The sequence below is a fragment of the Bradyrhizobium sp. MOS002 genome (assembly GCF_003020115.1).
GTDB lineage: Bacteria > Pseudomonadota > Alphaproteobacteria > Rhizobiales > Xanthobacteraceae > Bradyrhizobium.
Genome location: NZ_PYFX01000011.1, coordinates 1 through 24,567, shown reverse-complemented (window position 1 = coordinate 24,567; position 24,567 = coordinate 1). Strand labels below are relative to the sequence as shown.

Annotated in this window: 23 protein-coding genes; 15 read left to right on the top strand and 8 right to left on the bottom strand. The window is 64.2% G+C overall.

Translation table 11 applies throughout. From position 1 onward, the window contains the following. Positions 1-115 precede the first annotated feature (115 nt). From C7G41_RS26300 to C7G41_RS26280, 5 genes are all read left to right on the top strand, one after another. Positions 116-748 (top strand): cupin domain-containing protein, encoded by a 633-nt coding sequence (locus tag C7G41_RS26300; protein WP_106945250.1) that lies wholly within the window; start codon positions 116-118, stop codon positions 746-748. Positions 749-878: 130 nt separating this feature from the next. Next, positions 879-2,720, top strand: coding sequence for an ATP-binding protein (locus C7G41_RS26295; RefSeq protein WP_106945249.1), 1,842 nt, complete (start codon positions 879-881; stop codon positions 2,718-2,720). A 77-nt stretch (positions 2,721-2,797) separates the two neighbouring features. Continuing rightward, positions 2,798-3,247: a cupin domain-containing protein gene (locus tag C7G41_RS26290; protein ID WP_106945248.1), complete on the top strand. Its 450-nt coding sequence runs from the start codon at positions 2,798-2,800 to the stop codon at positions 3,245-3,247. Between the two features lie 41 nt (positions 3,248-3,288). Then, entirely contained in the window at positions 3,289-4,362 is a 1,074-nt protein-coding gene (locus C7G41_RS26285; protein ID WP_106945247.1) for a hypothetical protein, read from the top strand. 166 nt (positions 4,363-4,528) lie between these two features. Then, positions 4,529-5,704: a beta-propeller fold lactonase family protein gene (locus tag C7G41_RS26280; RefSeq protein ID WP_106945246.1), complete on the top strand. Its 1,176-nt coding sequence runs from the start codon at positions 4,529-4,531 to the stop codon at positions 5,702-5,704. 36 nt (positions 5,705-5,740) lie between these two features. Here C7G41_RS26280 and C7G41_RS26275 read toward each other — a convergent pair whose 3' ends face one another. Continuing rightward, a complete protein-coding gene (locus C7G41_RS26275) occupies positions 5,741-6,544 on the bottom strand; it encodes an ABC transporter substrate-binding protein (protein WP_106945245.1) in 804 nt (267 codons plus the stop codon). 254 nt (positions 6,545-6,798) lie between these two features. On the opposite strand from C7G41_RS26275, the gene C7G41_RS26270 reads away from it, so the two are divergent. After that, complete coding sequence (locus C7G41_RS26270) at positions 6,799-7,992, top strand: efflux RND transporter periplasmic adaptor subunit (RefSeq protein ID WP_106945244.1); 1,194 nt, start codon at positions 6,799-6,801, stop codon at positions 7,990-7,992. Positions 7,993-8,007: 15 nt separating this feature from the next. After that, the gene (locus C7G41_RS26265; RefSeq protein WP_106945243.1) at positions 8,008-11,166 is read left to right on the top strand and encodes an efflux RND transporter permease subunit; all 3,159 of its coding nucleotides are present in this window, start codon (positions 8,008-8,010) and stop codon (positions 11,164-11,166) included. Positions 11,167-11,602: 436 nt separating this feature from the next. On the opposite strand, the gene C7G41_RS26255 is transcribed toward C7G41_RS26265, so the two are convergent. Then, complete coding sequence (locus C7G41_RS26255) at positions 11,603-12,775, bottom strand: MFS transporter (protein ID WP_063995141.1); 1,173 nt, start codon at positions 12,773-12,775, stop codon at positions 11,603-11,605. Positions 12,776-12,834: 59 nt separating this feature from the next. Here C7G41_RS26255 and C7G41_RS26250 point away from each other — a divergent pair, with 59 nt between their 5' ends. Both C7G41_RS26250 and C7G41_RS26240 read left to right on the top strand, forming a co-directional pair. Then, positions 12,835-13,635 carry a helix-turn-helix transcriptional regulator gene (locus C7G41_RS26250; RefSeq protein ID WP_199198616.1) on the top strand — a complete coding sequence of 267 codons (801 nt, stop codon included), beginning with the start codon at positions 12,835-12,837 and terminating at the stop codon, positions 13,633-13,635. Between the two features lie 256 nt (positions 13,636-13,891). Beyond that, positions 13,892-15,244: a malonyl-CoA decarboxylase gene (locus C7G41_RS26240; protein WP_106945239.1), complete on the top strand. Its 1,353-nt coding sequence runs from the start codon at positions 13,892-13,894 to the stop codon at positions 15,242-15,244. Between the two features lie 133 nt (positions 15,245-15,377). Here the strand turns inward: C7G41_RS26240 and C7G41_RS26235 are convergent, their stop codons facing one another. The 6 genes from C7G41_RS26235 to C7G41_RS26205 all read right to left on the bottom strand — a co-directional run bounded on the left by C7G41_RS26235 (position 15,378) and on the right by C7G41_RS26205 (position 19,799). After that, positions 15,378-15,665 carry a GIY-YIG nuclease family protein gene (locus C7G41_RS26235; protein ID WP_027519749.1) on the bottom strand — a complete coding sequence of 96 codons (288 nt, stop codon included), beginning with the start codon at positions 15,663-15,665 and terminating at the stop codon, positions 15,378-15,380. A gap of 193 nt (positions 15,666-15,858) precedes the next feature. Beyond that, positions 15,859-17,028, bottom strand: a complete 1,170-nt coding sequence (gene tarD, locus C7G41_RS26230; protein ID WP_106945391.1) for a D(-)-tartrate dehydratase — start codon at positions 17,026-17,028, stop codon at positions 15,859-15,861. A gap of 147 nt (positions 17,029-17,175) precedes the next feature. Next, positions 17,176-17,433 carry a DUF3297 family protein gene (locus tag C7G41_RS26225; RefSeq protein ID WP_018318553.1) on the bottom strand — a complete coding sequence of 86 codons (258 nt, stop codon included), beginning with the start codon at positions 17,431-17,433 and terminating at the stop codon, positions 17,176-17,178. Continuing rightward, positions 17,430-17,906: a glutathione peroxidase gene (locus tag C7G41_RS26220; protein WP_106945238.1), complete on the bottom strand. Its 477-nt coding sequence runs from the start codon at positions 17,904-17,906 to the stop codon at positions 17,430-17,432. Before C7G41_RS26220 ends, C7G41_RS26225 begins: the two co-directional genes overlap by 4 nt. Positions 17,907-17,908: 2 nt before the next feature. Beyond that, positions 17,909-19,309, bottom strand: coding sequence for an amidase family protein (locus C7G41_RS26215; protein ID WP_106945237.1), 1,401 nt, complete (start codon positions 19,307-19,309; stop codon positions 17,909-17,911). A 232-nt stretch (positions 19,310-19,541) separates the two neighbouring features. Continuing rightward, positions 19,542-19,799, bottom strand: coding sequence for a hypothetical protein (locus C7G41_RS26205; protein ID WP_007595657.1), 258 nt, complete (start codon positions 19,797-19,799; stop codon positions 19,542-19,544). 248 nt (positions 19,800-20,047) lie between these two features. Here C7G41_RS26205 and pqqA point away from each other — a divergent pair, with 248 nt between their 5' ends. From pqqA to pip, 6 genes are all read left to right on the top strand, one after another. Then, entirely contained in the window at positions 20,048-20,128 is an 81-nt protein-coding gene (gene pqqA / locus C7G41_RS26200) for a pyrroloquinoline quinone precursor peptide PqqA (RefSeq protein WP_007595659.1), read from the top strand. Positions 20,129-20,246: 118 nt separating this feature from the next. Then, on the top strand, positions 20,247-21,176 hold the full coding sequence (gene pqqB, locus C7G41_RS26195) for a pyrroloquinoline quinone biosynthesis protein PqqB (RefSeq protein WP_106945235.1): 930 nt from the start codon (positions 20,247-20,249) through the stop codon (positions 21,174-21,176). Next, positions 21,173-21,964 carry a pyrroloquinoline-quinone synthase PqqC gene (gene pqqC, locus C7G41_RS26190; protein ID WP_106945234.1) on the top strand — a complete coding sequence of 264 codons (792 nt, stop codon included), beginning with the start codon at positions 21,173-21,175 and terminating at the stop codon, positions 21,962-21,964. Before pqqB ends, pqqC begins: the two co-directional genes overlap by 4 nt. 10 nt (positions 21,965-21,974) lie before the next feature. Continuing rightward, positions 21,975-22,286 (top strand): pyrroloquinoline quinone biosynthesis peptide chaperone PqqD, encoded by a 312-nt coding sequence (gene pqqD / locus C7G41_RS26185; RefSeq protein ID WP_106945233.1) that lies wholly within the window; start codon positions 21,975-21,977, stop codon positions 22,284-22,286. Next, positions 22,283-23,482 carry a pyrroloquinoline quinone biosynthesis protein PqqE gene (pqqE, locus tag C7G41_RS26180; protein ID WP_106945232.1) on the top strand — a complete coding sequence of 400 codons (1,200 nt, stop codon included), beginning with the start codon at positions 22,283-22,285 and terminating at the stop codon, positions 23,480-23,482. Before pqqD ends, pqqE begins: the two co-directional genes overlap by 4 nt. Continuing rightward, entirely contained in the window at positions 23,472-24,458 is a 987-nt protein-coding gene (gene pip, locus C7G41_RS26175; protein WP_106945231.1) for a prolyl aminopeptidase, read from the top strand. Before pqqE ends, pip begins: the two co-directional genes overlap by 11 nt. Positions 24,459-24,567: the final 109 nt, after the last annotated feature.

Below are 24,567 nucleotides of genomic sequence, written 5' to 3'. Positions count from 1 at the left end.
TCATCACGACTAAATACAGCTGTCAATCGTATTGCTAGGATGCGCGACCTTTTCACTCCGACTGAAGCCCCGGACTGTCGTTGTCCGGGGCCGAGATGATGCATGGGAGATCGACATGGATGGTCGCGGCGAGATCAGCGATCCGAAGGATGCCCCGGCGATCGAGGCCGACGATGCGGTCGACCAGCGCCTCGGCGAGACCGTGCGGCTGCTGCGCCAGCGTGCGGGCCTGTCGATCCAGGACGTCGCCAACAAGACCGGCCTCTCCAACGGCATGATCAGCCAGCTCGAACGCGCGCGCGCCATGCCGTCGATACGCACGTTGCGCCTGCTCAGCATCGCGCTCGACGTTCCCATCTCCTATTTCTTCGAGACCCCCGATCCCGCCGACGTGCAGCGCTATATCGTGCGCAAGAACAGCCGGCGCCTGCTGCGGCTCACCGCCAGCGGCGTCGTCAAGGAGGCGCTGACGCCGGCAGACAAAGGCCAGCTCGAATTCTACGAGCTCACGCTCAATCCAGGCGCCTCGTCCGGCACCGACTTCCTGCAGCACACCGGCGAGAAGGCGGGTTATATCCTCTCGGGCAGCCTGCGGCTGTGGCTCGACAACCAGGCCCACCTGCTCGAGGCCGGCGACAGCTTTCGCTTTCCGAGCATCGTGCCGCACATGTTCGACAACCCGACCCAGCAGACGGCCCGCGTGATCTGGGTGACGACGCTGCGCCAGACCGATTCGCCGGCAGGTTGAAACGCCACCACCGCAAATTGCCCCTCGACGCCGCCGCGCGGAATCTGTAGCTCACATCTATAGCTCACGTGGAGCCGGACATTGACAGGGCGGACACGGGGGTCCGCGACTGACGCGTTGGTGTGAGACCATGAAACTCAGGGGGCTTCTGACACTCGCGATGGCCGCGCAGGTCATCGTGACCGCGGCGGCTCTGCTCGTCTCCTATGCCGCGACCGGAGCCGGGTTCGGCATTACCCAGATTGTCGCCCTGCTCGCAAGCGGCGCCATTGCCATCCTGTTTGCTCGTCTGTGCACGCGCGCGATCGAAACGGCGCAGGAAAAACGCGCCGCCGCGCTACTGACCGAGCAGGCGCGGGCCAGCGCACAGATGACGCAAGCCGTCATCAAGACCGCGCTCGACGCCTTCATTCAGACCGACCAGAACGGCATCGTGCTGGAATGGAGCCTTCAGGCCGAGGCCCTGACCGGATGGACGCGCAAGGAGGCGCTCGGCACCGACGTCGTCAACCTCCTCATCGCCGAGCCGCTGCGCGACGGCTTCAGGCAACGCATGATGCGGCTGCTGCCGGAACTGTCGGATACGCCGATCGGCATCCGGTTCGAAGCGACCCTGCTGCACCGGGACGGCGACGAGATCCTGATAGAGGCCTCCAGCACGGCGCTCCACATCGGGGGGCGCACCCTCATCAACAATTTCGTCAAGGACGTCACCCAGAAACACGCCGCCGCGGAGCAGCTGATTCAGGCCCAGAAGATGGAGGCGATCGGCCAGCTCACCGGCGGCATCGCGCACGAATTCAACAACATGCTCACCGTGATCACGGGCACGATCGAGATCCTCGCCGACGCCGTAAAGGACAATCCGCCGCTTGCGACCATCACCAAGCTGATCAGCGACGCCGCCGACCGCGGCGCCGCGCTGACGTCGAGCCTGTTGTCCTTTGCCCGCAAGCAGGCGCTCAGGCCGGCCGAGAGCGACATCAACGAACTGCTCGAAGAACTCGCAAAGCTGCTGCTGGCAACCTTCGACAAGAAGATCGAGATCGTGACCCGGCTCGACGGCAACATCTGGCTCGCCCTCGTCGATCGCGGCCAATTGAGCTCGGCGCTTCTCAACCTCGCGATCAACGCTCGCGACGCGATGCTGGATGGCGGCAGACTGACGCTGACGACGCGCAACGTCGTGTTCGGCGTCCGCGAGGCCATGGCGGTCGGGGCCGGCTATGCCGGCGACTATGTCGAGATCGAGATCGCCGACACCGGCACCGGCATTCCTCCGGCCATTCTGGAGCGGATCTTCGATCCCTTCTTCTCGACCAAGGACGTCGGCAAAGGCACGGGGCTCGGGCTCAGCATGGTATTCGGATTCATCAAGCAGTCGGGCGGCGGCATCAAGGTCGCTTCCGAAGAAGGACGCGGCACGATTTTCACGATCTACCTGCCGAAGGCGGAGGCGAGTACGCTTCGCCCGACCGGCTATGACGAGCGCAAGGTCGTGGGCGGGACGGAAACCATCCTCTGTGTCGAGGACGACCGCGACGTCCGCCAGTACGTCACGGTCCAGCTCGAAAGCCTCGGCTACAAGGTCATCCCTGCCGCCAATGCAGCCGAGGCGCTCGCCATCGCAGCCGAAGGCACGCCCTTCGACCTGCTTTTCACCGACATCGTGATGGCCGGCGCCTTGAATGGACGGGAGCTCGCTGACGAGATGGTGGCTGTGCGCCCCGCGTTGCGCGTCCTGTTCACATCGGGCTACGCCTACGATGCTCCGCATGGGCCGGGACATGCCACCATGGGTGCGCCGCTTCTGACAAAGCCCTACCGCAAGGCCGAGCTCGCGCGCATGCTGCGCCGCTCCCTCGACACCGCCGTCGACGCGGCTGGCGATCCGATCCCAACGCCCTATTCGGTGCAGGCCGATGTCGAAGGCTTTCTGCGCAAGCAGGCGCCTGAACGCGACGGGCATTAGCGTGAGTCTTGCGCATGGACAGCGCATGGCTGCTGCGCAACACTCCGCTTCAGTTACAATCCCATTGGAGACGAGCCATGACTGCACTCGAAAAGGGCATCACCGCGAACGGTACGGGCTATGGCGGCAAGACCTGGAACATCCTGGGTCAGGTCTACTTTCCCAAGGCCGTCACCGAGTCCACCTTCGCGTTCGAGACCAACAGCGAGCCCGGCCAGTTCGTGCCGGTGCACATCCATCCGACCCAGGACGAATTCATTCTGGTGCAGGAAGGCACGCTCGACCTCAAGCTCGACGGCCAATGGGTCAAGGCCCATGCCGGTGATCTCGTGCGCCTGCCGCGCGGCATGCCGCACGGCTATTTCAACAAGTCCGACAAACCGGCCCGCGCGTTGTTCTGGGTCTCGCCGATGCAGAAGCTGGAGGCGCTGTTCAACCAGCTCCACAATCTGGCCGATCCCGCCGAGGTCGTGCGCATCTCGGCGCTGCACGAGGTCGACTTCCTGCCGCCCGAAGCCAACGACTAGGCTACGATCCCCCGACCGACGAATCGTTGGGGGAACCGGCCATGCCTGCACGACGTCAACTCCTCGCAATCATCGCGGCGCTTGGGCTGCTCCTTACGACGTTCGTCCCGAGCCGGGCGCAAACGCTCACGACCAGGCAATCGGAGGCGGGTGCGACCTATGAGCGTGCGCTCGGCGATTTCAAATCGATTCTGGCCGAGCGGCGCCGCCAGATCGACGCCAGGCAGCCGCTGCCGAACCTGCCGGGCCAGGCGCTGTATCTGGCACGCGTCGCGGTGATCAGTGCTTATAAGGATCTCACCGACGCCATGCCCTCGCGGATCGGGAGGCCCAACAAGTTCGAGATACCGCCGGCCTATTTCGATGCCGACATCGAGCCGCTGGTCGACGAATACTCGAAGCTGTTCGAGATCATGGAAGCGCCGCCGGCCGACGCGCAGAACTCGGCGACGCCGTTCAAGGACGTGGTCGATCTCGCCGCAGCGATCGCGCGCGCCAAGGGGCTTGCGCCTAACCACGCCGAAGCCGCGGGCCGGATCAGCCTCGGGCTGTTCTTCGCCGAGACCAACGGCAAACAGAACGTCCGCAACGGGCGCTCGAACACCTATATGGGCAGCTTCCAGACCGGCCCGTCCGAGGACCGCAACGGCCGCAGGAAATGGGAAGCCATCAAGGCCGAGATCGCGGCAATCGATCCCGGGTTGAGCGCGCGGGACGACAAGGAGGAGGCACGCGCCCGCGGCACCGATCATCGCTTCAATCACTGGACCAACGTGCGCGACGGCCTGATGAACGCGCATGCGGAGGTTTTCCGGGAGATCCCCGGAATCGTGAAGACGCTGCCCGACCCGATCGACCAGATGAAGCTGTTCGAGCTGATCCAGATCGTTCCCACGCCGACGAGGTCGGCGCTCAAGTCCGGCGATCTCCTGAACTACAGGGTGTCCAGTCCGACGATCATGAAGCACCTGCGTAACAACAGCATCTTCGCATTCGGACAGGCCGACCGGGCGCGCAATTCGGCAAGCTTCCGCGAGATCCTCGCGGCGATGTGGCTGTTCAACCGGAAGTTCGAGCGCGCGATGGCGAAATATGCGGAGATCAAGCCGCGCTGACGGGCTGCTTGCTCACCGCGCGGCACGCGGGCAAGAGGCGCTAGTTCTCCGGCTTGTAGCCGTCCGTGAGCGTCTTCAGGAAGGCGAAACGGTCGCCGCCTGGCTGTTGCGTCCTGCGCCCGGTGCATTTAGCTTCCCCAGACAAGAACAAATCTCGGGGGGACACATGACAGCCGCTCTTCGCAAGCGCACGCGCCGTGCCGCATGTGCTTTGATCTCAACATCCCTTGCGAGCCTCGCCAATTTAGCCGCGCATGCAGAGATCGTCGTCACTGCCAATGACGGCAAGATGGTGCTGGAGAACGGCAGCGCCGTGGTACGCAAGCAACCGCTGCCGGACACGGTGAGCGTCATCGACTTCACCGACGGTGCCCTGAAACTTCTCGGCGAAGTGCCCGCCCCGGCCAGCGTCGTCGGCCCGCCGCCGAGCGTGGCAATTGCGCCGGATGGTGCGTTCGCCCTCGTCACCGGCGCGATGAAGCTCGATCCTGCGGATCCGGCCAAGACGGTGCCCGACGACAAGCTGTCGGTCATCGACCTGAAATCCACGCCGCCCAAAGTGCTGACGACCTTGCAAGCCGGCGCGGGCGCTGCCGGCGTTTCGATCAACCGCGCGGGCACGTTGGCGCTGGTTGCGAACCGCAGCGAAGGCACGGTCTCGGTCTTCACCATCAGCGGAGGCACGCTGGCGCCGGCCGGCAAGATCCAGCTCGGCGACGCCAAATCAGGCCCCAGCCACGCCGTCTTTTCCCATGACGGCGCGACCGCACTGGTCACGCGCGACGGCGACAGCAAGATCTCGCTTCTGACCGTGGACGGGAGCAAGGTCGAGTACGCCAAGCGCGACCTCTCCGCCGGCATCCGGCCCTACGACATCGACCTCACCGGCAGCGCCGCCGCCATAGTCGGCAATGTCGGCGCCAGCAGCGGCGACAACGACTCGATCAGCCTGATCGACATGACGGCGAGGCCGATCCGCGTCGTCACGACGGTGAGCGTGGGCCAGACGCCCGAAGCCGTGAAGATGTCCCCGGACGGCAGCCATGTTGCCGTGACCGTCATGAACGGCTCGAACAAGGCGCCAGGCTCGCCGTTCTTCAACGATTTCGGCCTGCTCAAGGTCTACAGGATTTCAGGCACTGACCTTACGCCGGTGGCAGAAGCGAAGATCGGCCACTGGTGTCAGGGCATGGCGTGGTCCAAGGATTCTAAATATGTCGTGGCGCAATGCATGGTCGAGAACGAGCTGATCGCCTTCTCGTTCGACGGCAAGGCGCTGAACAGGACATCCACGCTCAAGATGCAGGTGAGCCCCGCGGGCATTCGCACCGCGGAGCCGTAGGGCCGGACCGCGGCGCAGTCATCCTGCGCCGCCGTCCTATTCAATGCGGATCGGCGTGTCCCTCAGGCCATTGTTGTCATAGGCCTTGCGCAAGGTGCCATTCGTCACTGCCTCGTTCATGAACTTGCTCACGAACGCCAGAGCCTGGCTGTGGCCGAGCGGGACGGCGACGGCGGTGACCGTCTTCTTGAACGTCTCGTCGAGCACTCGCGTGCCCGGAATCTTCTGCGCCATCTTGTTGAGCTGATCGCGCGACAGCGCGAAGGCATCGATCTCGCCGCTCTTCAGGAGGCTGAAGATCTCGTCATAGGTCTGGTAGCCAGTGACTTTCGCATTCTTCAGATGGGCCACCGCGCCCCGCATCGTGGTCGTGGCGTTGACGGCCGCGACCTTGATGCCCACCTGGTCGAGCGTGGCAAAGTTGCTGACGCTCGAACCGGCCTTCACGATGTAGGTGGCGTCCGCGACCTCGTAGATCGGACCGAACATCATCCTGGTCTCGCGCTCGGGGTCCTTCGGCAGCCAGGTGACGTCCCAGGTGCCTTTCGACGCCACATCGGTGATCTGGCCGGAATTCTGGTGCACAACATATTCGACGGGCACGCCGAGCTGTGCGGCCATCTCCCTGCCGAGATCGACCGGAACGCCGGCATAGCCGGCTTCGGTCTTGGTGGACCAGAACGCGCCGCCCGCCGGGCTGATCGCGATCGCGACCCGCAGCTTGCCGGTCGGTGCGATCTCGTCCTTCAGACCATCGGCTAGCGCGGGCATGGCAACCGCCGCTGCGAGAACGAGGCCGGCAAGGACCGATTTAAGGACCGACCGGAGAGGCGTGGGCATGTCATGATCTCCCGACCTTTTCTTCTTTTATTCTTCTCTTGTTCGTCCCGACTGCTTCGCGCGCCGCCGCGTGGCCTTTGACATAATTCTGGTCGATCGAGCGCGCGATGGAAAGCGGTTTGTGATGGCAAAACTGCCAAAGGCCACAGCGCAGTCTGCAGTGCAAGGCCGACGACTGCCATGGCTATGGTGTTTCAGGTCCGGGCATTTGTTGGTAGCCTCCCGCCCGACAGACAGCAACCGGGGGCCACCGAATGACCTGCGCGAATCCCGCATCTCCCGCACGGCGCAACGGAGCGTGGAGACATGTCGGGCGGGCACTGGCCGCCGCGATGGCCGTGGCCGCACTCACCGGCTGCGAGGACAAAAACACGTTCGTCGCCCCGCCGCCGCCCAAGGTGGACGTCGCCGCGCCGGTGCAGCGCCCGGTGACCCGCTATGTCGAGGCCACCGGCAACACCGCGCCGATCAAGAATGTCGATCTCGTCGCGCGCGTGCAGGGATTCCTGCAATCGATCGACTACCAGGACGGCACCTTCGTCAAGCAGGGCACCCAGCTGTTCACGATCGAGCCCGACACCTACAAGCTCAAGCTCGACCAGGCGCAGGCGGCCGAGGCCGGCGCGCAGGCCTCGCTCCGGCAGGCGGAAGCCGACTACAAGCGGCAGAGCGATCTGGTGCAGCGGCAAGCGGTCTCGCAAGCGACCTTGGACAACTCGACCTCGACACGCGACAACGCGCAGGCCAATCTCCAGCAGGCCCAGGCCAACACCAAGCTCGCCCAGGTCAACTACGGCTACACCAACGTAACCGCGCCGTTCGACGGCATCGTCAGCGCGCATATGGTCTCGGTCGGCGAGCTCGTCGGGGTCTCCTCGCCCACTCAACTCGCCTCCATCGTCGCGATGGATCCGATCTACGTGAATTTCACCGTCAACGAGCAGGACGTGCTCCGCATCCGTGCCGAGGCCGCCCGCCGGGGGCTCACCGCCGCCGACATGAAGCAATTTCCGATTCAAGTCGGCCTGCAGACCGAGGCCGGCTATCCGCATGAGGGCAAGCTCGACTATGTCGCCCCGACCCTCACCCAGTCGACCGGCACGCTCGCGGTGCGCGGCCTCGTGCCCAACGACAAGCGGGTGCTGCTGCCCGGCTATTTCGTCCGCGTTCGCGTGCCCTTCACCCAGGAGAAGGACGCCCTGCTCGTGCCCGACGCCGCGCTCGGCAGCGATCAGGGCGGCCGCTATCTCCTCGTCGTCAACGGCGACAACATTGTCGAGCAGCGCAAGGTGCAGATCGGTCCCGTCGACAACGGCCTGCGCGTGATCGAAAGCGGCTTGAAGCCGGACGATCGCGTGGTGACCGCAGGGCTGCTGCGGGTGATCCCGGGCCAGAAGATCGACCCGCAGGTGACGAAGATCGAGCAGCCGCAGGCGTCTGCCAAGTAACTAGGAGCGCCAGCCATGATCTCAAAGTTCTTCATCGAGCGGCCGGTCCTCTCGAACGTCATCGCGCTGCTGATGATCCTGATCGGCGGCGTCGCGCTGTTCAACCTCGCGATCGCGCAATATCCCGACGTGGTGCCGCCGACGGTGCAGGTCACGACGCGCTATCCAGGCGCCAGCGCCAAGACCGTGATCGACACCGTGGCACTGCCGATCGAGCAGCAGGTCAACGGTGTCGAGGACATGCTCTACATGCAGTCCTACAGCGGCTCCGACGGCACCTATACGCTGACCGTGACATTCAAGATCGGCACCGACCTCAACTTCGCGCAGGTGCTGGTGCAGAACCGCGTTTCCAGCGCGCTGTCGCAACTGCCCCAGTCGGTGCAGAACCAGGGCGTCACCGTGCAGAAGCGGTCGACGTCTATCCTGCTGTTCGTGACGCTGACCTCGCCCGACAAGACGTTCGACAGCCTTTATTTGAGCAACTACGCCACCATCAACCTCCGCGACGAACTCTCGCGCCTGCCCGGCGTCGGCAACGTCACCGTGTTCGGAGCCGGTCAGTATTCGATGCGGGTGTGGCTCGATCCGAACAAGCTGCAGGTCCGTGGTCTGGTGCCGCAGGACGTTATCCAGGCGATCCAGCAGCAGAGCCAGCAGGTCTCCGCCGGCCAGGTCGGCGCACCGCCGACACCGTCGGGACAGGCGTTCCAGTACACCCTCAACGTCAACGGCAGGCTCGACGACACCGCCGAGTTCGAGAACATCATCGTCAAATCTGGCACCAGCGGCGACGTCACCCGGGTGCGCGACGTCGGCTGGGTCGAATTGGGCGCGCAGACCTACAGCCAGATCTTCTCCCTGAACAAGCAGCCGGCCACCGGCATCGGCGTGTTCCAGTCGCCCGGCGCCAATGCACTCCAGGTCGAGCAGGCCGTCGAGAAGAAGATGGCGGAGCTTGCAAAGGCCTTCCCGCAAGGCATGAAGTACGACACGCCGTTCGACACCACCAAATTCGTGCAGGCCTCGGTGCACGAGGTCTACATGACGCTGATCGAGGCCGGCCTGCTGGTGCTGGTCGTCATCCTGGTGTTCCTGCAGGACTGGCGCGCGATGCTGGTGCCGGCAACGACGGTTCCGGTCACCATCATCGGCGCTTTCGCCGCCATGGCCGCGCTCGGCTTCACCATCAACATGTCGACCCTGTTCGCGATCGTGCTCGCGATCGGCATCGTCGTCGACGACGCCATCGTCGTGGTGGAAGGCGCTGCGCACAACATCGAGCAGGGCATGAACGGCCACGACGCCGCGATCAAGGCGATGGACCAGCTGTTCGCGCCGATCGTCGGCATCACGCTCGTGCTGATCTCGGTGTTCTTGCCGGCCTCGTTCCTCGCGGGCCTCACGGGCCGGATCTATTCGCAATTCGCACTGGTGATCGCGGCAACCGCGCTTCTGTCCGCCATCAACGCGGCGACGCTGAAGCCGACACAATGTGCGCTCTGGCTGCGGCCGACCGTGCCGCCCGAAAAACGCAATTTCTTCTATCGCGGCTTCAACAACGTCTATAACCGCGTCGAGCGCGGCTACACGAGGCTGATCGGCTTCCTGTGCGGGCACGCCACGGTCTCGGTCGCATTCGCGCTGGTGCTGATCGGGATCGGCGGCTACGGCCTGTCCCGGGTGCCGACCGGCTTCCTGCCGATCGAGGACCAGGGCTATCTGATCGCCGTCGTGCAACTGCCTGATGGCGCCGCGCTGGAACGGACCCAGAAGGTACTCGACAGAGCGAGCGAGATCATCAAGGACACGCCCGGAGTCCAGCAGGTCATCACCATCGCCGGCATCTCCGCGCTCGACAACAGCGCCAGCCTCGCCAATGCCGGCGTCGCCTACATCATCCTGAAGGACTGGGACGCGCGCAAAGGACCGGGCGAGGATCTGCGCTCGCTGGTCTACGGCCTGAACGACAAGCTCGCGGTGATCATGGAGGCACGCACGCTGGTGCTGCCGCCACCGCCGATCCAGGGCATCGGCAACGCGGCCGGATTCTCGATGCAGGTCGAGCTGCGCGACGGCAACAGCGATTTCGCCAAGCTCCAGGCCATCACGGGCGCGATGGTCTCCAACGGCCAGAGCCAGAGCGCGCTGCAGCGCGTCCAGTCCTCGTTCCGCTCATCGGTGCCGCAATTCAACGTCGAGATCGACCGCATCAAGACCCAGACGCTGCACGTCACGACGGATCAGGTGTTCTCGGCGCTGTCGACCTATCTCGGCTCGTCCTATGTCAACCAGTTCAACAAGTTCGGCCGCGTGTTCCAGGTCTACACCCAAGCCGATCCCGCCTTCCGCGTCACCGAGCGCGACATCGCCAACATGATGGTGCGCAACTCGAACGGCGACATGATCCCGATCGGCACCGTCGCCACGATCACGCCGGCCACCGGCCCCTCGCTGATCAGCCTCTACAATCTCTATCCGTCGTCGACCGTCATCGGCCTGCCCGCGCAGGGCTACTCCTCCGGGCAGTCGCTAAAGCTGATGGAGGAGATCGCGGACAAGACGCTGCCGCCGGGCACCGGCTACGAATGGACCGCGATGTCCTATCAAGAGAAGGCCGTCTCCAACCAGATCTACTGGGTGTTCGGCCTCGCCATGCTGCTGGTCTATCTCGTGCTCGCCGGCCAGTATGAGAGCTGGTATGCGCCGATCTCGGTGATCCTGGCGGTGCCGCTGTCGTTGCTCGGCCCCATGCTGATCCTCAACGGCCTGAAGATCGACAACAACCTCTACTGCCAGATCGGCCTGATCCTCCTGATCGCGCTGTCGGCCAAGAACGCCATCCTGATCGTCGAGGTCGGGCTCGAGCTGCACGGCCGCGACGGCAAGCCGGTGCTGGAATCCGCGATCGAAGCTGCGCGCGCCCGCTTCCGCCCGATCCTGATGACGTCGTTCGCCTTCATCCTCGGCGTGGTACCGCTGGTGATCGCGACCGGCGCCGGCGCCAGTGCGCGCAAGTCGATCGGCATCACGGTGTTCTCGGGCATGCTGGCCTCGACCTGCCTCGCGGTGCTGTTCGTGCCGGCGTTCTTCGTGGTGGTGCAGCGCTTCGAGAACTGGCGCGCGTCGAAGAAGACGCCGAAGGCGGTGGCGGTGGCCGAGGTGAAGTCCTAGGCTTTGTCTGCGGAGGATGCCCTGCCAGACAAAAACGCGAAAACAACCCCATGCACAGTAGAGATGTGGTTGAAAAGGCTGGAGAAAATTTCGGACTTGCCGAAAATACTTGCTTCGTCGGGCAAAACACCGGCATAATGGCATCATGGGTGGTGTGCGTGACGTGCCACGACCTCCCCGTCATTGCCAGCGCAGCGAAGCAATCCAGAGTCCCTCGGCGGAAAGATTCTGGATTGCTTCGCTGCGCTCGCAATGACGACGTGGAGAGTGCCGACGTTACAGCGCATTCTCGTGCCCCGGACGCAGCGCAGCGCCTCTTGGGCGGTGCGCTGCAGAGCCGGGGCCCATGTCTCTGCATGCCGTGTTGCTTTCTGGGTCCCGGCTCTGCGCAGCAACGCTACGCGTTGCAGCGCGTCCGGGACACGAGACCGTTGCCTCACACTGCTTGCGGGGTCCTGATCTCGCGCGGGAGAATGATCGCCGCTGCGATCGCGAGCAGGCAGAGTGCGGCGAAGGCATGCAACATGGTGACGAAGCCGCCCTGCTCGTAGAGCCAGGCGACCAGGCCGACCGAGGCGCCGGCGGCGGTGAAGCCGATGAAATAGCGCACGGCATAGGCGCGCGAGCGCCATTCCTCGCTGGTGTATTTGCCGACCATGGCGTCGTTGACCGTGACCTGTCCGAACGCGCCCATGACGATGCCGATCGAGACCAGGATCAGCGGCAGATTGGACAGGCTCGCGGCCAGATACAGGAACGGCGCCAGCATGAAAGACAGCGGCAGCGCCACCGTCTTCAGCGAATAGCGGTCGAGCAGCCGGCCGATCGTGTACTGGGTCATGGCGCCGAACACGTAGACGCAAGCCGCGATGACGCCGAGCAGCGCCGGGCTCTTGGTGAGATCGGCAAGCCGCTCCGCGAACAGCTTTGGCAGCGCCACGGTGACGGCATTGAAGGTCGTCGAAATCGCGATCACGACGATCAGCAGCGACAGGATCACGCGCCACATGTCCTGCTTGGCGACGCGCGCTTGCGCCGCCGCCTGCTTCGAACCCTTGCGGTCTTCGTGCACGACCATCATCGCGAACGCGATGCCGATCAGGATGGTGACGATGCCGGGGACGATGAAGGCGAAGCGCCAGCCGAGGTACTGGCCGATCACGCCGGTGACCAGCGCCGACGATGCGACGCCGAGATTGCCCCAGACGCCGTTGATGCCCATCTCGCGGCCGAGCCTGTCCGCGTAGGACACGATCATGGCAGTGCCGACGGGATGATAGATCGAGGCAAAAATGCCGATCGCGAACAGCGCCGCGCCGAGCTGCGCCTGCGTCTGCACGAAGCCGACCGAGATCATGGAGGCGCCGATGCCGACGAAGAAGATCAGCATCATGTGGCGGCGGCTCCAGCGGTCGCCGAGCCAGCCGGTGAGCAGCGAGCCCGCGCCAAAGGCGACGAAACCGGGGGTCGCGTAAGGCAGCAGTTCCGAATAGGCCATGCCGAGCGCGGGCCCCATGATGATCACCGCGGCGGCGAAAATCAGCATCGCGTAATGGTCGATGAAATGGCCCGCGTTGACGAAACTGATCACCCGGCTGGGGCTGTTCATGGGAATCCTCTCCTGCTCGAAAATGAGTTATATGTCGGACCCATGACGGGATGCTGCCAATGACTGTCTTGGAAACGCCAATCCTCCGGGCGGTCCGGAGCAATCATCGCTCGCCCGCGGGCGTGCATCTGGTCGCGCGCGACTACCCCAAGGGCATGCGGATCGATCCCCATTTGCACCGCGAGGCGCAGCTGATCTATGCCGCCAAGGGCACCATGCAGGTGACGACGCCCGGCGGACGCTGGCTGGTGCCGCCGGACCGCGCGGTCTGGGTGCCGGCCGGGCTCCAGCACGCGATCGATCTGCTCGCCGACATCGAGATGCGCACGCTCTATTTCGACCTCGCCTGGCTGAAACGCGAGCAGCGCCATGAGGGACTGACCAGGGAATTCGTGGTGCGGGTGTCGCCGCTGCTGAATCAGGCGATCCTCGCACTGTTCGACGCGCGCAATACCGAGGAGCGGACCGATCTGCTGGTGCGGCTGGTGATGCTGGAATTGGTCCAGGCCGAGGATTCCGCGACCTTCGTGCCGCTGCCGCACGAGCCGCGCTGCCGGCGCGCGGCCATGATGGTGCTCGACGATCCCACCGGCCTGCACGACATCGACACGCTGGCGCGCGAGGTCGGAACCTCCGCGCGCACGCTGTCGCGGCTGTTTTCGACGGAGACGCAGCTGAGCTTCAAGAGCTGGTGCCAGCGCGCAAGAATTGCGGCGGCGATCCAGCGGCTGTCCACGGATGCCAATGTGTCCGTGAAGCAGCTCGCGACCCAGCTCGGCTATGCCAGCGTGCCGGCGTTTTCGGCGGCGTTCCGTCAGGTAACGGGGCGGACCCCGACGGAGTTTGCGGGGAAGGGGTAGCTGCCCGTCATTGCGAGCGCAGCGAAGCAATCCAGACTGCCACCGCGGAGGGATTCTGGATTGCTTCGCTGCGCTCGCAATGACGGTGTATGAGGCAGCCGCCTTGTTCTCCAAACGCCCCTCACCGGGCATGACAGCATTCTCGAAACGCACACCCCAGCTAAAGTTGCCAAATTCTTGCGCTTGATTGTGATCGGCTTCCGCTCAAAATCCGTGTAAGATTCCCGCACCGCACAAACCTGATACGAAAGCCCCGATGGCCAACGCCTTCTTCTCCGACCTGCTCACCACCATCTCCGAGCGCGGCCGCACGCTGCTTCGCCGCGGGGATTCTGCTGACACCAAGCAGGACGCCGATGGGCTCATCGAGCTCTGCGGCGCGCTGCTGTCGGGCCGGGGCGAAGCTTCGGGCACCGCCATGGCGCGTGAGGTGCTCGACATCTACCAGGAGTTGGATGTGACGGGACGTCGCGCCTTCTTCGAAGCACTGGTGCGCGATTTCGGCCCGGATCGGGAACGCGTGTCGAAGGCGATCGAGACATGGCGTGCCAAGCCGGCCGACGAGGATGCCAGCGCCCTGCACTTCGCCTCCGAGCCGCGCCGGCAGGAGCTGATCCGCCGGCTCAACCGCGCGCCCGGCGGCACCGGCGATCTCGTCAACATGCGCGCCGACCTGCTCGGCATGATGAACGGGCACACCGATCTCGCCGCGCTCGATCGCGACGTCTCGCATCTTCTCTCTTCGTGGTTCAACAGGGGGTTTCTCGTGCTGCGCAGGATCGACTGGTCGACCCCGGCCAACATCCTCGAAAAGATCATCCGCTACGAAGCCGTGCATGAGATCAGCGATTGGGACGATCTGCGCCGCCGCCTCGATCCGGTCGACCGCCGCTGCTACGCCTTCTTCCATCCAGCGATGGTCGACGAGCCCCTGATCTTCGTCGAGGTGGCGCTGACCGAGACCATTCCCGGCGCGATCGCGCCGCTGCTCACCGTCGATCGTCAGCACCTGCCGATCGAGCGCGCGCGCACCGCCGTGTTCTACTCGATCTCCAACACCCAGCGGGGTCTCGGCGGCATCTCCTTCGGCAGCTTCCTGATCAAGCAGGTGGTGGAGGAGCTGCGCCGCGAATTGCCGAAGCTCGACAATTTCGTCACGCTGTCGCCGGTGCCCGGTTTCATGCAATGGGTGAAGCAGGACAAGGATTTGCCGCTGTCGGACGAGGACCGCGAAGTGCTGAAGCGCCTCGACGATCCCAAATGGTTCGAGAACCCCGAGACGACGACGCTGCTGCGTGGCGTGATCGAACCGCTCGCGGCGCACTACTTCCTCAAGGCGCGCACGCCGAAAGGCAAGCTGATCGACTCCGTCGCGCGCTTCCATCTCGGCAACGGCGCCCGCCTCGAGCGCATCAACTGGTTAGGGGATCTCTCGCCAAAGGGCGTGCGCGAGTCCGCCGGCGTGATGGTCAACTACCTCTACCGCCTCGACGACATCGAGAAGAACCACGAAGCTTATGCGAATGACGGCGAGGTCGTGGCCTCGAGCGCGGTTAAGAAGCTGCTGAAGAGCGAAGGACGGCGGCTGCTGGATATGCGGTTGTCGTAGCGGCAAACGCCCGTTCCACACCGTCATTGCGAGGAGCTCTTGCGACGAAGCAATCCAGGCTGCCTCCGTGGAAACACTCTGGATTGCTTCGCTGCGCTCGCAATGACGGAGCGTGTGGTAGTACCTGGTGCAATCAGATCAGCGTCTCGTACAAATCCATCCAATCCGGATTGACGCTCTCGATCAGCGCGAGCTTCTTTTCCCGGCTGCCGGCCTTGATCTGCTTCTCGCGTGTGATCGCGTCGGTCATCGTCGCGTGCAGCTCGTACCAGACGAGAAGTTTGCAGCCATACTTTGACGAGAACCCCTTCACCAAGCCCTCGCGGTGCTCGAACGCGCGGCGCGGTGGATTGGACGTGACGCCTGTATAGATCGTCCCGTTGCGGCGATTGGCGAACATGTACACGCAAGGCTGCTTCATGATCGTGCTCAGCTGAGGAGAGCTTTCATGATATCACAACCAAGAGATGATTGCGAGATTTTCGCCACATCGTCATTGCGAGGAGCACTTGCGACGAAGCAATCCAGGCTGCCTCCGCGGAAAGACTCTGGATTGCTTCGCTGCGCTCGCAATGACGGAGGGTGTGGCGCGGCCGTCGCGGCCCCGGCGCTACTTACTCCGCCAGCGCCTTCATCTCCTTGTAGAGATCCGATTTGCCTTCGAAGCCGATGCCGGGGAGATCGGGCATGGTGATGTGGCCGTTCTCGACGCGGACGCCGTCGGGAAAGCCGCCGTAGGGCTGGAACAGGTCGGGGTAGCTCTCGTTGCCGCCAAGGCCTAAACCGGCGGCGATGTTGAGCGACATCTGGTGGCCGCCGTGGGGGATGCAGCGGCTCGGCGACCAGCCGTGGGTCTTCAGGACTTCCAGCGTGCGCTGGTATTCGCACAGGCCATAGGACAGCGCGCAGTCGAATTGCAGCCAGTCGCGGTCAGGCCGCATGCCGCCGTAGCGGATCAGGTTGCGGGCGTCCTGGTGGCTGAACAGGTTTTCACCGGTCGCCATTGGCCCCGGATAGAATTCGGCGAGCGCGGCTTGCAGCGCGTAGTCGAGGGGATCGCCGACCTCCTCGTACCAGAACATCGGATAGTCGCGCAGCATCTTGGCATAGGCGATGCCGGTCTCGAGATCGAAGCGGCCGTTGGCGTCGACGGCGAGCTGCGCGTCCTTGCCGATTTCCTTCAGCACCGCTTCGATGCGGGTGCGGTCGTCCTCAATATCAGCGCCGCCGATCTTCATCTTCACGACGTTGTAGCCGCGATCGAGATAGCCGCGCATCTCGCCGCGCAGCATCGAGAGGTCCTTGCCCGGATAATAATAGCCGCCGGCCGCGTAGACGAACACGCGTGGATTGGCTTTGACGCCATGACGCTCGGCCAGCAGGCGGAACAGCGGCTGGCCCGCGATCTTCGCCACGGCATCCCACACCGCCATGTCGATGGTGCCGACCGCGACGGAGCGCTCGCCATGACCGCCCGGCTTCTCGTTGGTCATCATCGCGCCCCAGACCTTGTCGGGGTCGAGATTGTCGCCGGCCGCATTCAAGAGCGACTTCGGGTCGGCCTCCAGGATGCGCGAGGCAAACCGTTCGCGGATCAGGCCGCCCTGCCCGTAGCGGCCGTTGGAGTTGAAGCCGTAGCCGACGACGCGCTTGCCGTCGCGGACGACGTCGGTGACGACGGCAACCAGGCTCGTCGTCATCTTGGTGAAATCGATATAGGCGTTGCGGATCGGCGAAGAGATCGGCTTGGTGATCTCGCGGACGTCGACGATGCGGATGGACATGGTGTTTCCTTTCGTCATTGCGAGCGAAGCGAAGCAATCCAGAAATGCATCCGCGGAGATAGTCTGGATTGCTTCGTCGCAAGGGCTCCTCGCAATGACGAGGAGAGAGTGCGCTCCTCGCGATGACGAGGAGGGAGCGCGGCGCTCTTACTTCTTATCCCTGAAATACGGCTCGACCGGGCCGTGCACCTTGATGGTCAGCGGGTTGCCGTGGCGGTCCTTGGCGTTGCCGGCGGTGACGCGAACCCAGCCTTCGCTGATGCAGTATTCCTCGACATTTGTCTTCTCGACACCCTTGAAGCGGATGCCGACGTCGCGCGCCAGGATATCGGCGTTGTAATAGGGGCTGTTCGGATCGACCGAGAGGCGGTCTGGAAATTCGTCGCTCATGATTGTCTCGCTCATAACAGGGTCTCGATTTGCTGCCGCAATCCTTCGGGCCGGGCGGTCGGCGCGTGGCGCGCGACCACCTTGCCGGCGCGATCCACCAGGAATTTCGTGAAATTCCATTTGATGGAGGCGCCCAGCAGGCCGGATTGTTGGCGTTTCAGGTACTCATACAACGGATGCGCATTGCTGCCGTTGACGTCGATCTTCTCGAACAGGGGGAAGGTGACGTCGTAATTGGTCGAGCAGAACGACTGGATTTCGCTCGCTGCTCCGGGCTCCTGCGCACCGAACTGGTTGCAGGGAAAGCCGAGCACCGAGAAGCCGCGCGGATTGAGATCGCGATGCAGATCCTCCAGCCCGCGATATTGCGGCGTGAAGCCGCATTTGCTCGCGGTGTTGACGATCAACAGCACTTGTCCTTCGAAGCGTTTCATCGGCACTTCTTCGCCGAAAAGCGAGTTGGCCTTGAAGTCGTAGATCACCGACATCGCTAACCCACGGGGTCGATCGGCGACGGCGGCACGCCGCCCGCCTCGATCGCCTCGCCTGCGAGCAGGCAGAGATCCTCGCGATAGCGGCCGGACACGATGTGCACGCCGACCGGGGCCTTGCCGACGAGGCCGGTGGAAACCACGAGGCCCGGCAGGCCCATGAAGGGAATGGCGATCTGCGGCAGCTGTGCTTCCCAGACGCGTTTGAAGGACGAGTCGTCCTTGCGGTCGAGATGATCGGGGAACGGCAATTCGCCGGAGACCGGCGTCAGCAGCACGGCATAGGTCTCGAAGAACAGCATCCATTCGCGGGTCAGCGTGGCGCGCCGGGTCAATGCCTTGGCGTAGTTCGCCTGGTCCATCGGCGTGACCCTGGCGCGGTTGCCGCGCAGGCACGCCAGCGCGCCGGGATCCCCCTCACGCTCGGCCATTTCGAGTTGCGCCTCATAGCCATCACCGAGCCAGAGCTTGATCTGCCACTCGACCGCTTCGCGCATCGGCGGGGTGTTCTCGATTGTCTCGACGGTCCAGCCGGCCCGTTCGAGCCGCTTGCCGGCATCGACGACGGCCGCCTTCACCTCGGGGGCCGTCGCAAGGCCATCCGGGTTGAGGCAGAGCGCGGCGCGCTTGGGCCGCGCGGGGCCTTCCAGCGGCGCCGGCACGAACCAGGGATCGCGGATGTCGCGGGCCGACATCGCCGCGAGCGAAATCCTGATGTCGTTGACGGTGCGCGCCAGAGGTCCCGACACCGCCATGATCTGCGGCCCGATCGGGCGCTCCGGCAGGGCCGGATTGAAGGCCGGGATGCGGCCCAGGGTCGGGCGCAGACCATGCACGCCGCAGGCATAGGCGGGATAACGGATCGAGCCGGCGATGTCGGTGCCGTGGGCGATATGGCCGATGCCGGCCGCGACCGCCGAACCGGCGCCGCCGGACGAGCCGCCCGGCGTCAGCGAGGCGTCGCGGGGGTTCTTGGTGTCGCCGTGGACCAGGTTGGTGGTGAACCAGCGATAGGAGAAGGCCGGGCAATTGGTGCGCCCAAGGAGAACCGCGCCGGCTTTGCGGAAATTGGCGACCACCGGATTGTCCTCGCGCGCGATCAGGTCGCGTTGGAGCTTGAGGCCATTGGTGGTGGCAAAGCCCTCCTGGTCGACATTGGCCTTGATGGTGACGGGCACGCCGGCCAGCACGCCGGGGTCCTCCCCCTTCGCGATGGCGGCATCGACGGCGTCCGCCTGCTTGAGCACGTCCTCGGGCCGGTGGTCGATCACGGCGTTGAGGCTGGGATTGACGGCGTCGAGCCGGGCGAGGCCGGACTGCGCGGCCTCCCTGGCGGAGACCTTCTTGGTTTTGACGAGGTTGGCGAGGTCGGCCGCCGACAGGCGCCAGAGATCTTGCATGGCTTGCTCCGTTTAACCGGCGTCTTTTAGCCCCGGGAACGCGGCAAAGCCATGCGGATTTCGCAAGGGCGAAGGGCCCGGATTGCCACATTCTCCGTCATTGCGAGCGCAGCGAAGCAATCCAGAGTCCCTCCGCGGGGACAGCCTGGATTGCTTCGCTGCGCTCGCAATGACGGTGGAAAGAGCTGCGGCGTCACTTCTCCTCGCAATGACGGGGAGAGAACTGGGGGACCTAATGCCTCGTCGCAGACTGGTCCGGGATGTCCAGGAGTGCCTCGGTAAAGGGGAATTCGAGCACAATCTCACCTTCGCGGTCGGTGACCTCGATGACGGCCTCGAGCAGGGCCGGCTGGGTGCCTTCCGATCTCAGCACCTCCAGAATCATCTGGCGGGCAACCTCCCAGGCGCGGTCGGGATTGCGCAAATCCTCTCCCTCAGGATCCACGATCAGTTCGTTGCCGATACGGGTGTTGAAGAAATATCTGGGCATCACGAAGTTCCAGTTGGGTCGCCTGTACCGGATTGAAAGCTGCACTGCACTCACAACTGCTTTATCAGGACAGGGTTCGCGACCGAATGCGCCACGCGCAGGGCCGCATCACCAGAAAGTACTGTTCCCCGCACTTTTTCGCGGCGCAACATACCCTTGCTCGGGAAAATTTCACTGGCGAACTTTTGTGCTCGCAGTAACTTAGCCACGGGCGGATACGTCCGAAATCTCGAAAATGGAGAGCCGAAATGGCCTGGAAAGCCCCGAAGATCGTCGAAGTGCCCTGTGGCATGGAAATCAACATGTATGTGAGCGCCACCCGCAAGTAAGCGGTTGGTGAATTCGCATTCTGCGCAGGTGGATCTTTCGGTCACGATGCATGTCCGGAAGACAGGATTTGTGTTGGCGTGAGGTCCACCTCGCGACATTGCTTCCAGGAGACGGATTATGCTTCGCGTCGTCGTCCTGGGCGCCGCAGCCGGCGGCGGAGTGCCGCAATGGAATTGCGGCTGCAAGGGCTGCCGGACGGCCCGTGAAAACGGCCAAGAGCTGCAACGAACCCAAGCCTCGGTCGCCTTCAGTGGCGACGGCGAGCACTGGTTCTTGATCAACGCCTCTCCCGACCTCCGCCAGCAATTGAATGCCACGCCACAGCTGCATCCGAAGGCAGGCGCGCTGCGCCATACGCCGATCGCAGGCGTGATCCTGACCAACAGCGAAGTGGACGCGGTGGCGGGCCTGCTGTCGATGCGCGAGGGATCGCCCTTCACGATCTATGCGCATGAAAAGGTGCTGGCGATCCTGAAGGCCAACAGCATCTTCAACGTGCTGAACGAGAAGAACGTGCAGCGCCAGCCGGTCGACATCAATGAGTCGTTCGAGCCGCGGCTGCCGGACGGGACGCGCTCAGGACTTGAGGTGCTGCCCTTCGCGGTCTCGGGCAAATCGGCCTGGTACCTGGAAGGCAAGGTGCATCCAGGCGGCGACACCGGCGAAGGCGATACGCTGGGGCTGAAGATCACCGACAAATCGACCGGCAAATGCTTCTACTTCATCGCGGCCTGCGCCGAGGTCACCGACGCGCTCAAGGCCGAGATCGACGGCGCTTCGCTGGTGTTCTTCGACGGCACGGTGTGGCAGGACGACGAGATGATCAGGGCCGGCCTCGGCCACAAGACCGGCAAGAGCATGGGCCATGTCGCGATGTCCGGCGACCACGGCGCCATCGCGCGGCTCGCCGACCTCGCACTCGACAGGAAGATATTTCTGCATATCAATAACTCGAACCCGGCGCTGCTGCCCGCTTCCCCCGAGCGCAAGGCCGCTGAAGCGGCGGGCTGGCAGATACCCGCTGACGGAACGGAGATCGTGCTGTGAATGCCGCGTCACTGACTGGAATGACCGCGCTCTCGGTCGGCAAGGACATCAGGCTCAACTCGGCCGAGGAGCTGGAGGCGACGCTGCGCCATATCGGGGCGACGCGCTATCACAGCCTGCATCCGTTCCATAAGCTGCTGCACGGCGGCAAGCTGAACAAGGGCCAGGTCCAGGCCTGGGCGCTGAACCGCTATTATTACCAGAGCACCATCCCGATCAAGGATGCGGTGGTGATCTCGCGCTTCCGCGACCGCGCCACGCGGCTGGAATGGCGGCACCGCATCGAGGATCATGACGGCGATATCGGCTCCGAAGGCGGTATCGAGCGCTGGCTGAAGCTGACCGACGGCCTCGGGCTGGACACGGCCTATGTGGAATCGACCGAAGGCATCCTGCCCGCGACGCGCTTTGCGGTGGAAGCCTATGTGCACTATTGCCGTGAGAAGTCGCCGCTGGAGGCGATCGCCTCCTCGCTCACCGAATTGTTCGCGCCGAACCTGCACGAAGAGCGCATTGCCGGCATGCTGGAGCACTACGACTTCGTCAATCCTGATATCATGAGCTACTTCAAGCGCCGCCTGGCCCAGGCGCCGCGCGATGCCGGCTTTGCACTCGACTATGTCAAGGCGCATGCCACGACGCCTGAGCAACGGGCATCCGTCTGCAATGCGCTGATCTTCAAGACTAACGTGCTGTGGGTGCAGCTCGACGCGCTCCAGCACGCCTATGTCGAGGGCCACATTCCGCCGGGCGCGTTCGTGCCCCAAGAACACTCAAAGGCGAGCTGAGGAACAATCGATGGCCGGGCCGCGTCACATCAGCGTCAGCGAGGCGAGCCGGCCGGTGCTGCCGCGGCACGCCAAGCTGAAATATGACGAGACGCGAAAAGTCTGGGTGATCCTGGCGCCCGAACGCGTGCTGGCGCCGGACGAGATCGCGGTCGAGGTCTTGCAGCTCTGCGACGGCGAGCGCAATGTCGGCGACGTGTCCGACCAGCTCGCGGCAAAATACGCCGCGCCGCGCGAGGCGATCCTGGCCGACGTCATCGTCATGCTGCAGGATCTCGCCGACAAGGGCTTTCTCACGGAGGCCCGGGAGAAGACGTCATGAGCGATGTGCTCGGCAACCCCACCCTCCCGCCCGACGCCAGCGACAGCCTCGCGGTGCTGGAGAAGAGCCGCTCGACGGCAGAGACGTTCGGCATTCCGCTCGCCGTGCTGCTCGAGATCACCCATCGCTGCCCGCTGCAATGTCCCTATTGCTCCAACCCGGTCGAGCTCGACCGCTCGGGCAAGGAGCTGACCACCGAGGAATGGAAGAAAGTGCTGAGCGAACTCGCCGAGATCGGCGTGCTCCAGGTGCATTTCTCCGGCGGCGAGCCGACCGCGCGCAAGGACCTCGTCGAGCTGGTCAAGCATGCCAGCGACGTCGGCCTCTACACCAACCTCATCACCTCGGCCGTGCTGCTGACGCGCGAGCGGTTGAGTGAGCTTGCCGATGCCGGGCTCTGCCACGTGCAGATCAGCTTCCAGGGCGTCGAAGAGGGCCTGGCCGATCGCGTTGGCGGCTACAGAGGCGGCCACCGCAAGAAGCTCGAAGTGGCCAAATGGACCCGCGAGCTCGATTTGCCGCTCACCGTGAATGCGGTGATGCACCGGCAGAACCTGCACCAGCTGCCTGAGATCATCCAGATGTCGGTCGATCTCGACGCCGACCGGCTTGAGGTCGCCAATGTGCAATATTACGGCTGGGCGCTGAAGAACCGCGCCGCACTGATGCCGACGGTCGCGCAGCTCGACGAGTGCACCCGCATCGTCGAGGAGGCGCGCGAGCGGCTGAAGGGCCGGCTGACGATCGACTATGTCGTGCCCGATTATTACGCGCTGCGGCCGAAGAAGTGCATGGGCGGCTGGGGCCGGCAGTTCTTCAACATTTCGCCGGCCGGCAAGGTGCTGCCCTGCCACGCCGCCGAGAGCATCACCGGGCTCGACTTCGAATCGGTGCGCTCCAACCATTCGATCGCCTGGATCTGGCAGAACTCGGACGCCTTCAACCGCTATCGCGGTACCGGCTGGATGAAGGAGCCGTGCAAGACCTGCGAATTCCGCGAGATCGATTTCGGCGGCTGCCGCTGCCAGGCCTTTGCGCTGACCGGCGACGCCGCCAACACCGATCCTGCCTGTGCGCTGTCGCCGCTGCACGAGACCATCTTCAAGCAGGCCGAGCGCGAGGCCGAGGGCGACACCAACCGCTTCATCTACCGCAATTTCGCCGGCGGCACCCTGGAATCCGAGAATGGTGCCTGACGCCGACGCGGCCAGCTCAGTCAAGCGCGCCGATCCCTTTGCACCGCTGACCTCCGAAACGCTCGACGTCGGCGACGGCCACGAGCTCTATGTCGAGAGCGTCGGCCGCACTGGCGGAATCCCCGCGGTCTATCTGCATGGCGGCCCCGGCAGCGGTTGCCAGCCCGACCATCGCCGGCTGTTCGATCCCGACCGTTTCCATGCCGTGCTGTTCGACCAGCGCGGCTGCGGCCGCAGCCGGCCGAAGGGATCGCGCGCGCACAACACCACGCAGCATCTGATCGCGGACATGGAAAAGATCCGCGAGAAATTCGGCGTCGAGCGCTGGATGGTGGTCGGCGGCTCCTGGGGCGCGACGCTGGCGCTGGCTTATGCGCAGGCGCATCCCGAGCGGGTCTCCGGAATTGCGCTCCGCGCGACGTTTCTCGGCACGCGTGCCGAAGTCGAAATCGCCTTCACCTCGCGCCTGTCGCAATTCTACCCCGCGCTCTACGAGGATTTTCTCAGCGTGCTGCCGGCCGAGGAGCGCGCGCGGCCGGTGGAAGCCTACTATCGCCGCATCCTCGATCCTGATCCGGCCGTGCATGGCCCGGCCTCGCGCGCCTGGCACGACACCGAGCGCGCCTTGTCGGAGCACAAGGCTGCAAAGACGCGGATCGACCTGGCGTCGCTGAACGTGTGGCGCACATTGCCGGCGACGCCGTTCATGGAGGCGCATTATTTCATCCACGACAGCTTCATGACGGAGAACCAGTTGTTGCGGAACGCCGGCAAGCTCGACGGCATTCCCGGCATCATCGTCCAGGGACGCTACGATCTGTTGTGCCCTCCCGAGACATCGCAGGCGCTCGCGAAAGCGTGGCCGGGTTCCGAGATTCGCATCGTGGAAGAAGCCGGCCATTCGCTCTATGATGGCGGCGTGCGAGACGCGGTCATGAAGTCGATCGCGGATCTCGCGTCGAAGATCTCGCGCTAGATCTATCTCCTCATCCTGAGAGCCTGACCGGAAAAGGGTGAGCGGCTTTGGCTGGCCTGTGATTCCTTCGGATTTGCAAAGATTCGAGGGAGGACACCATGCCATGGAC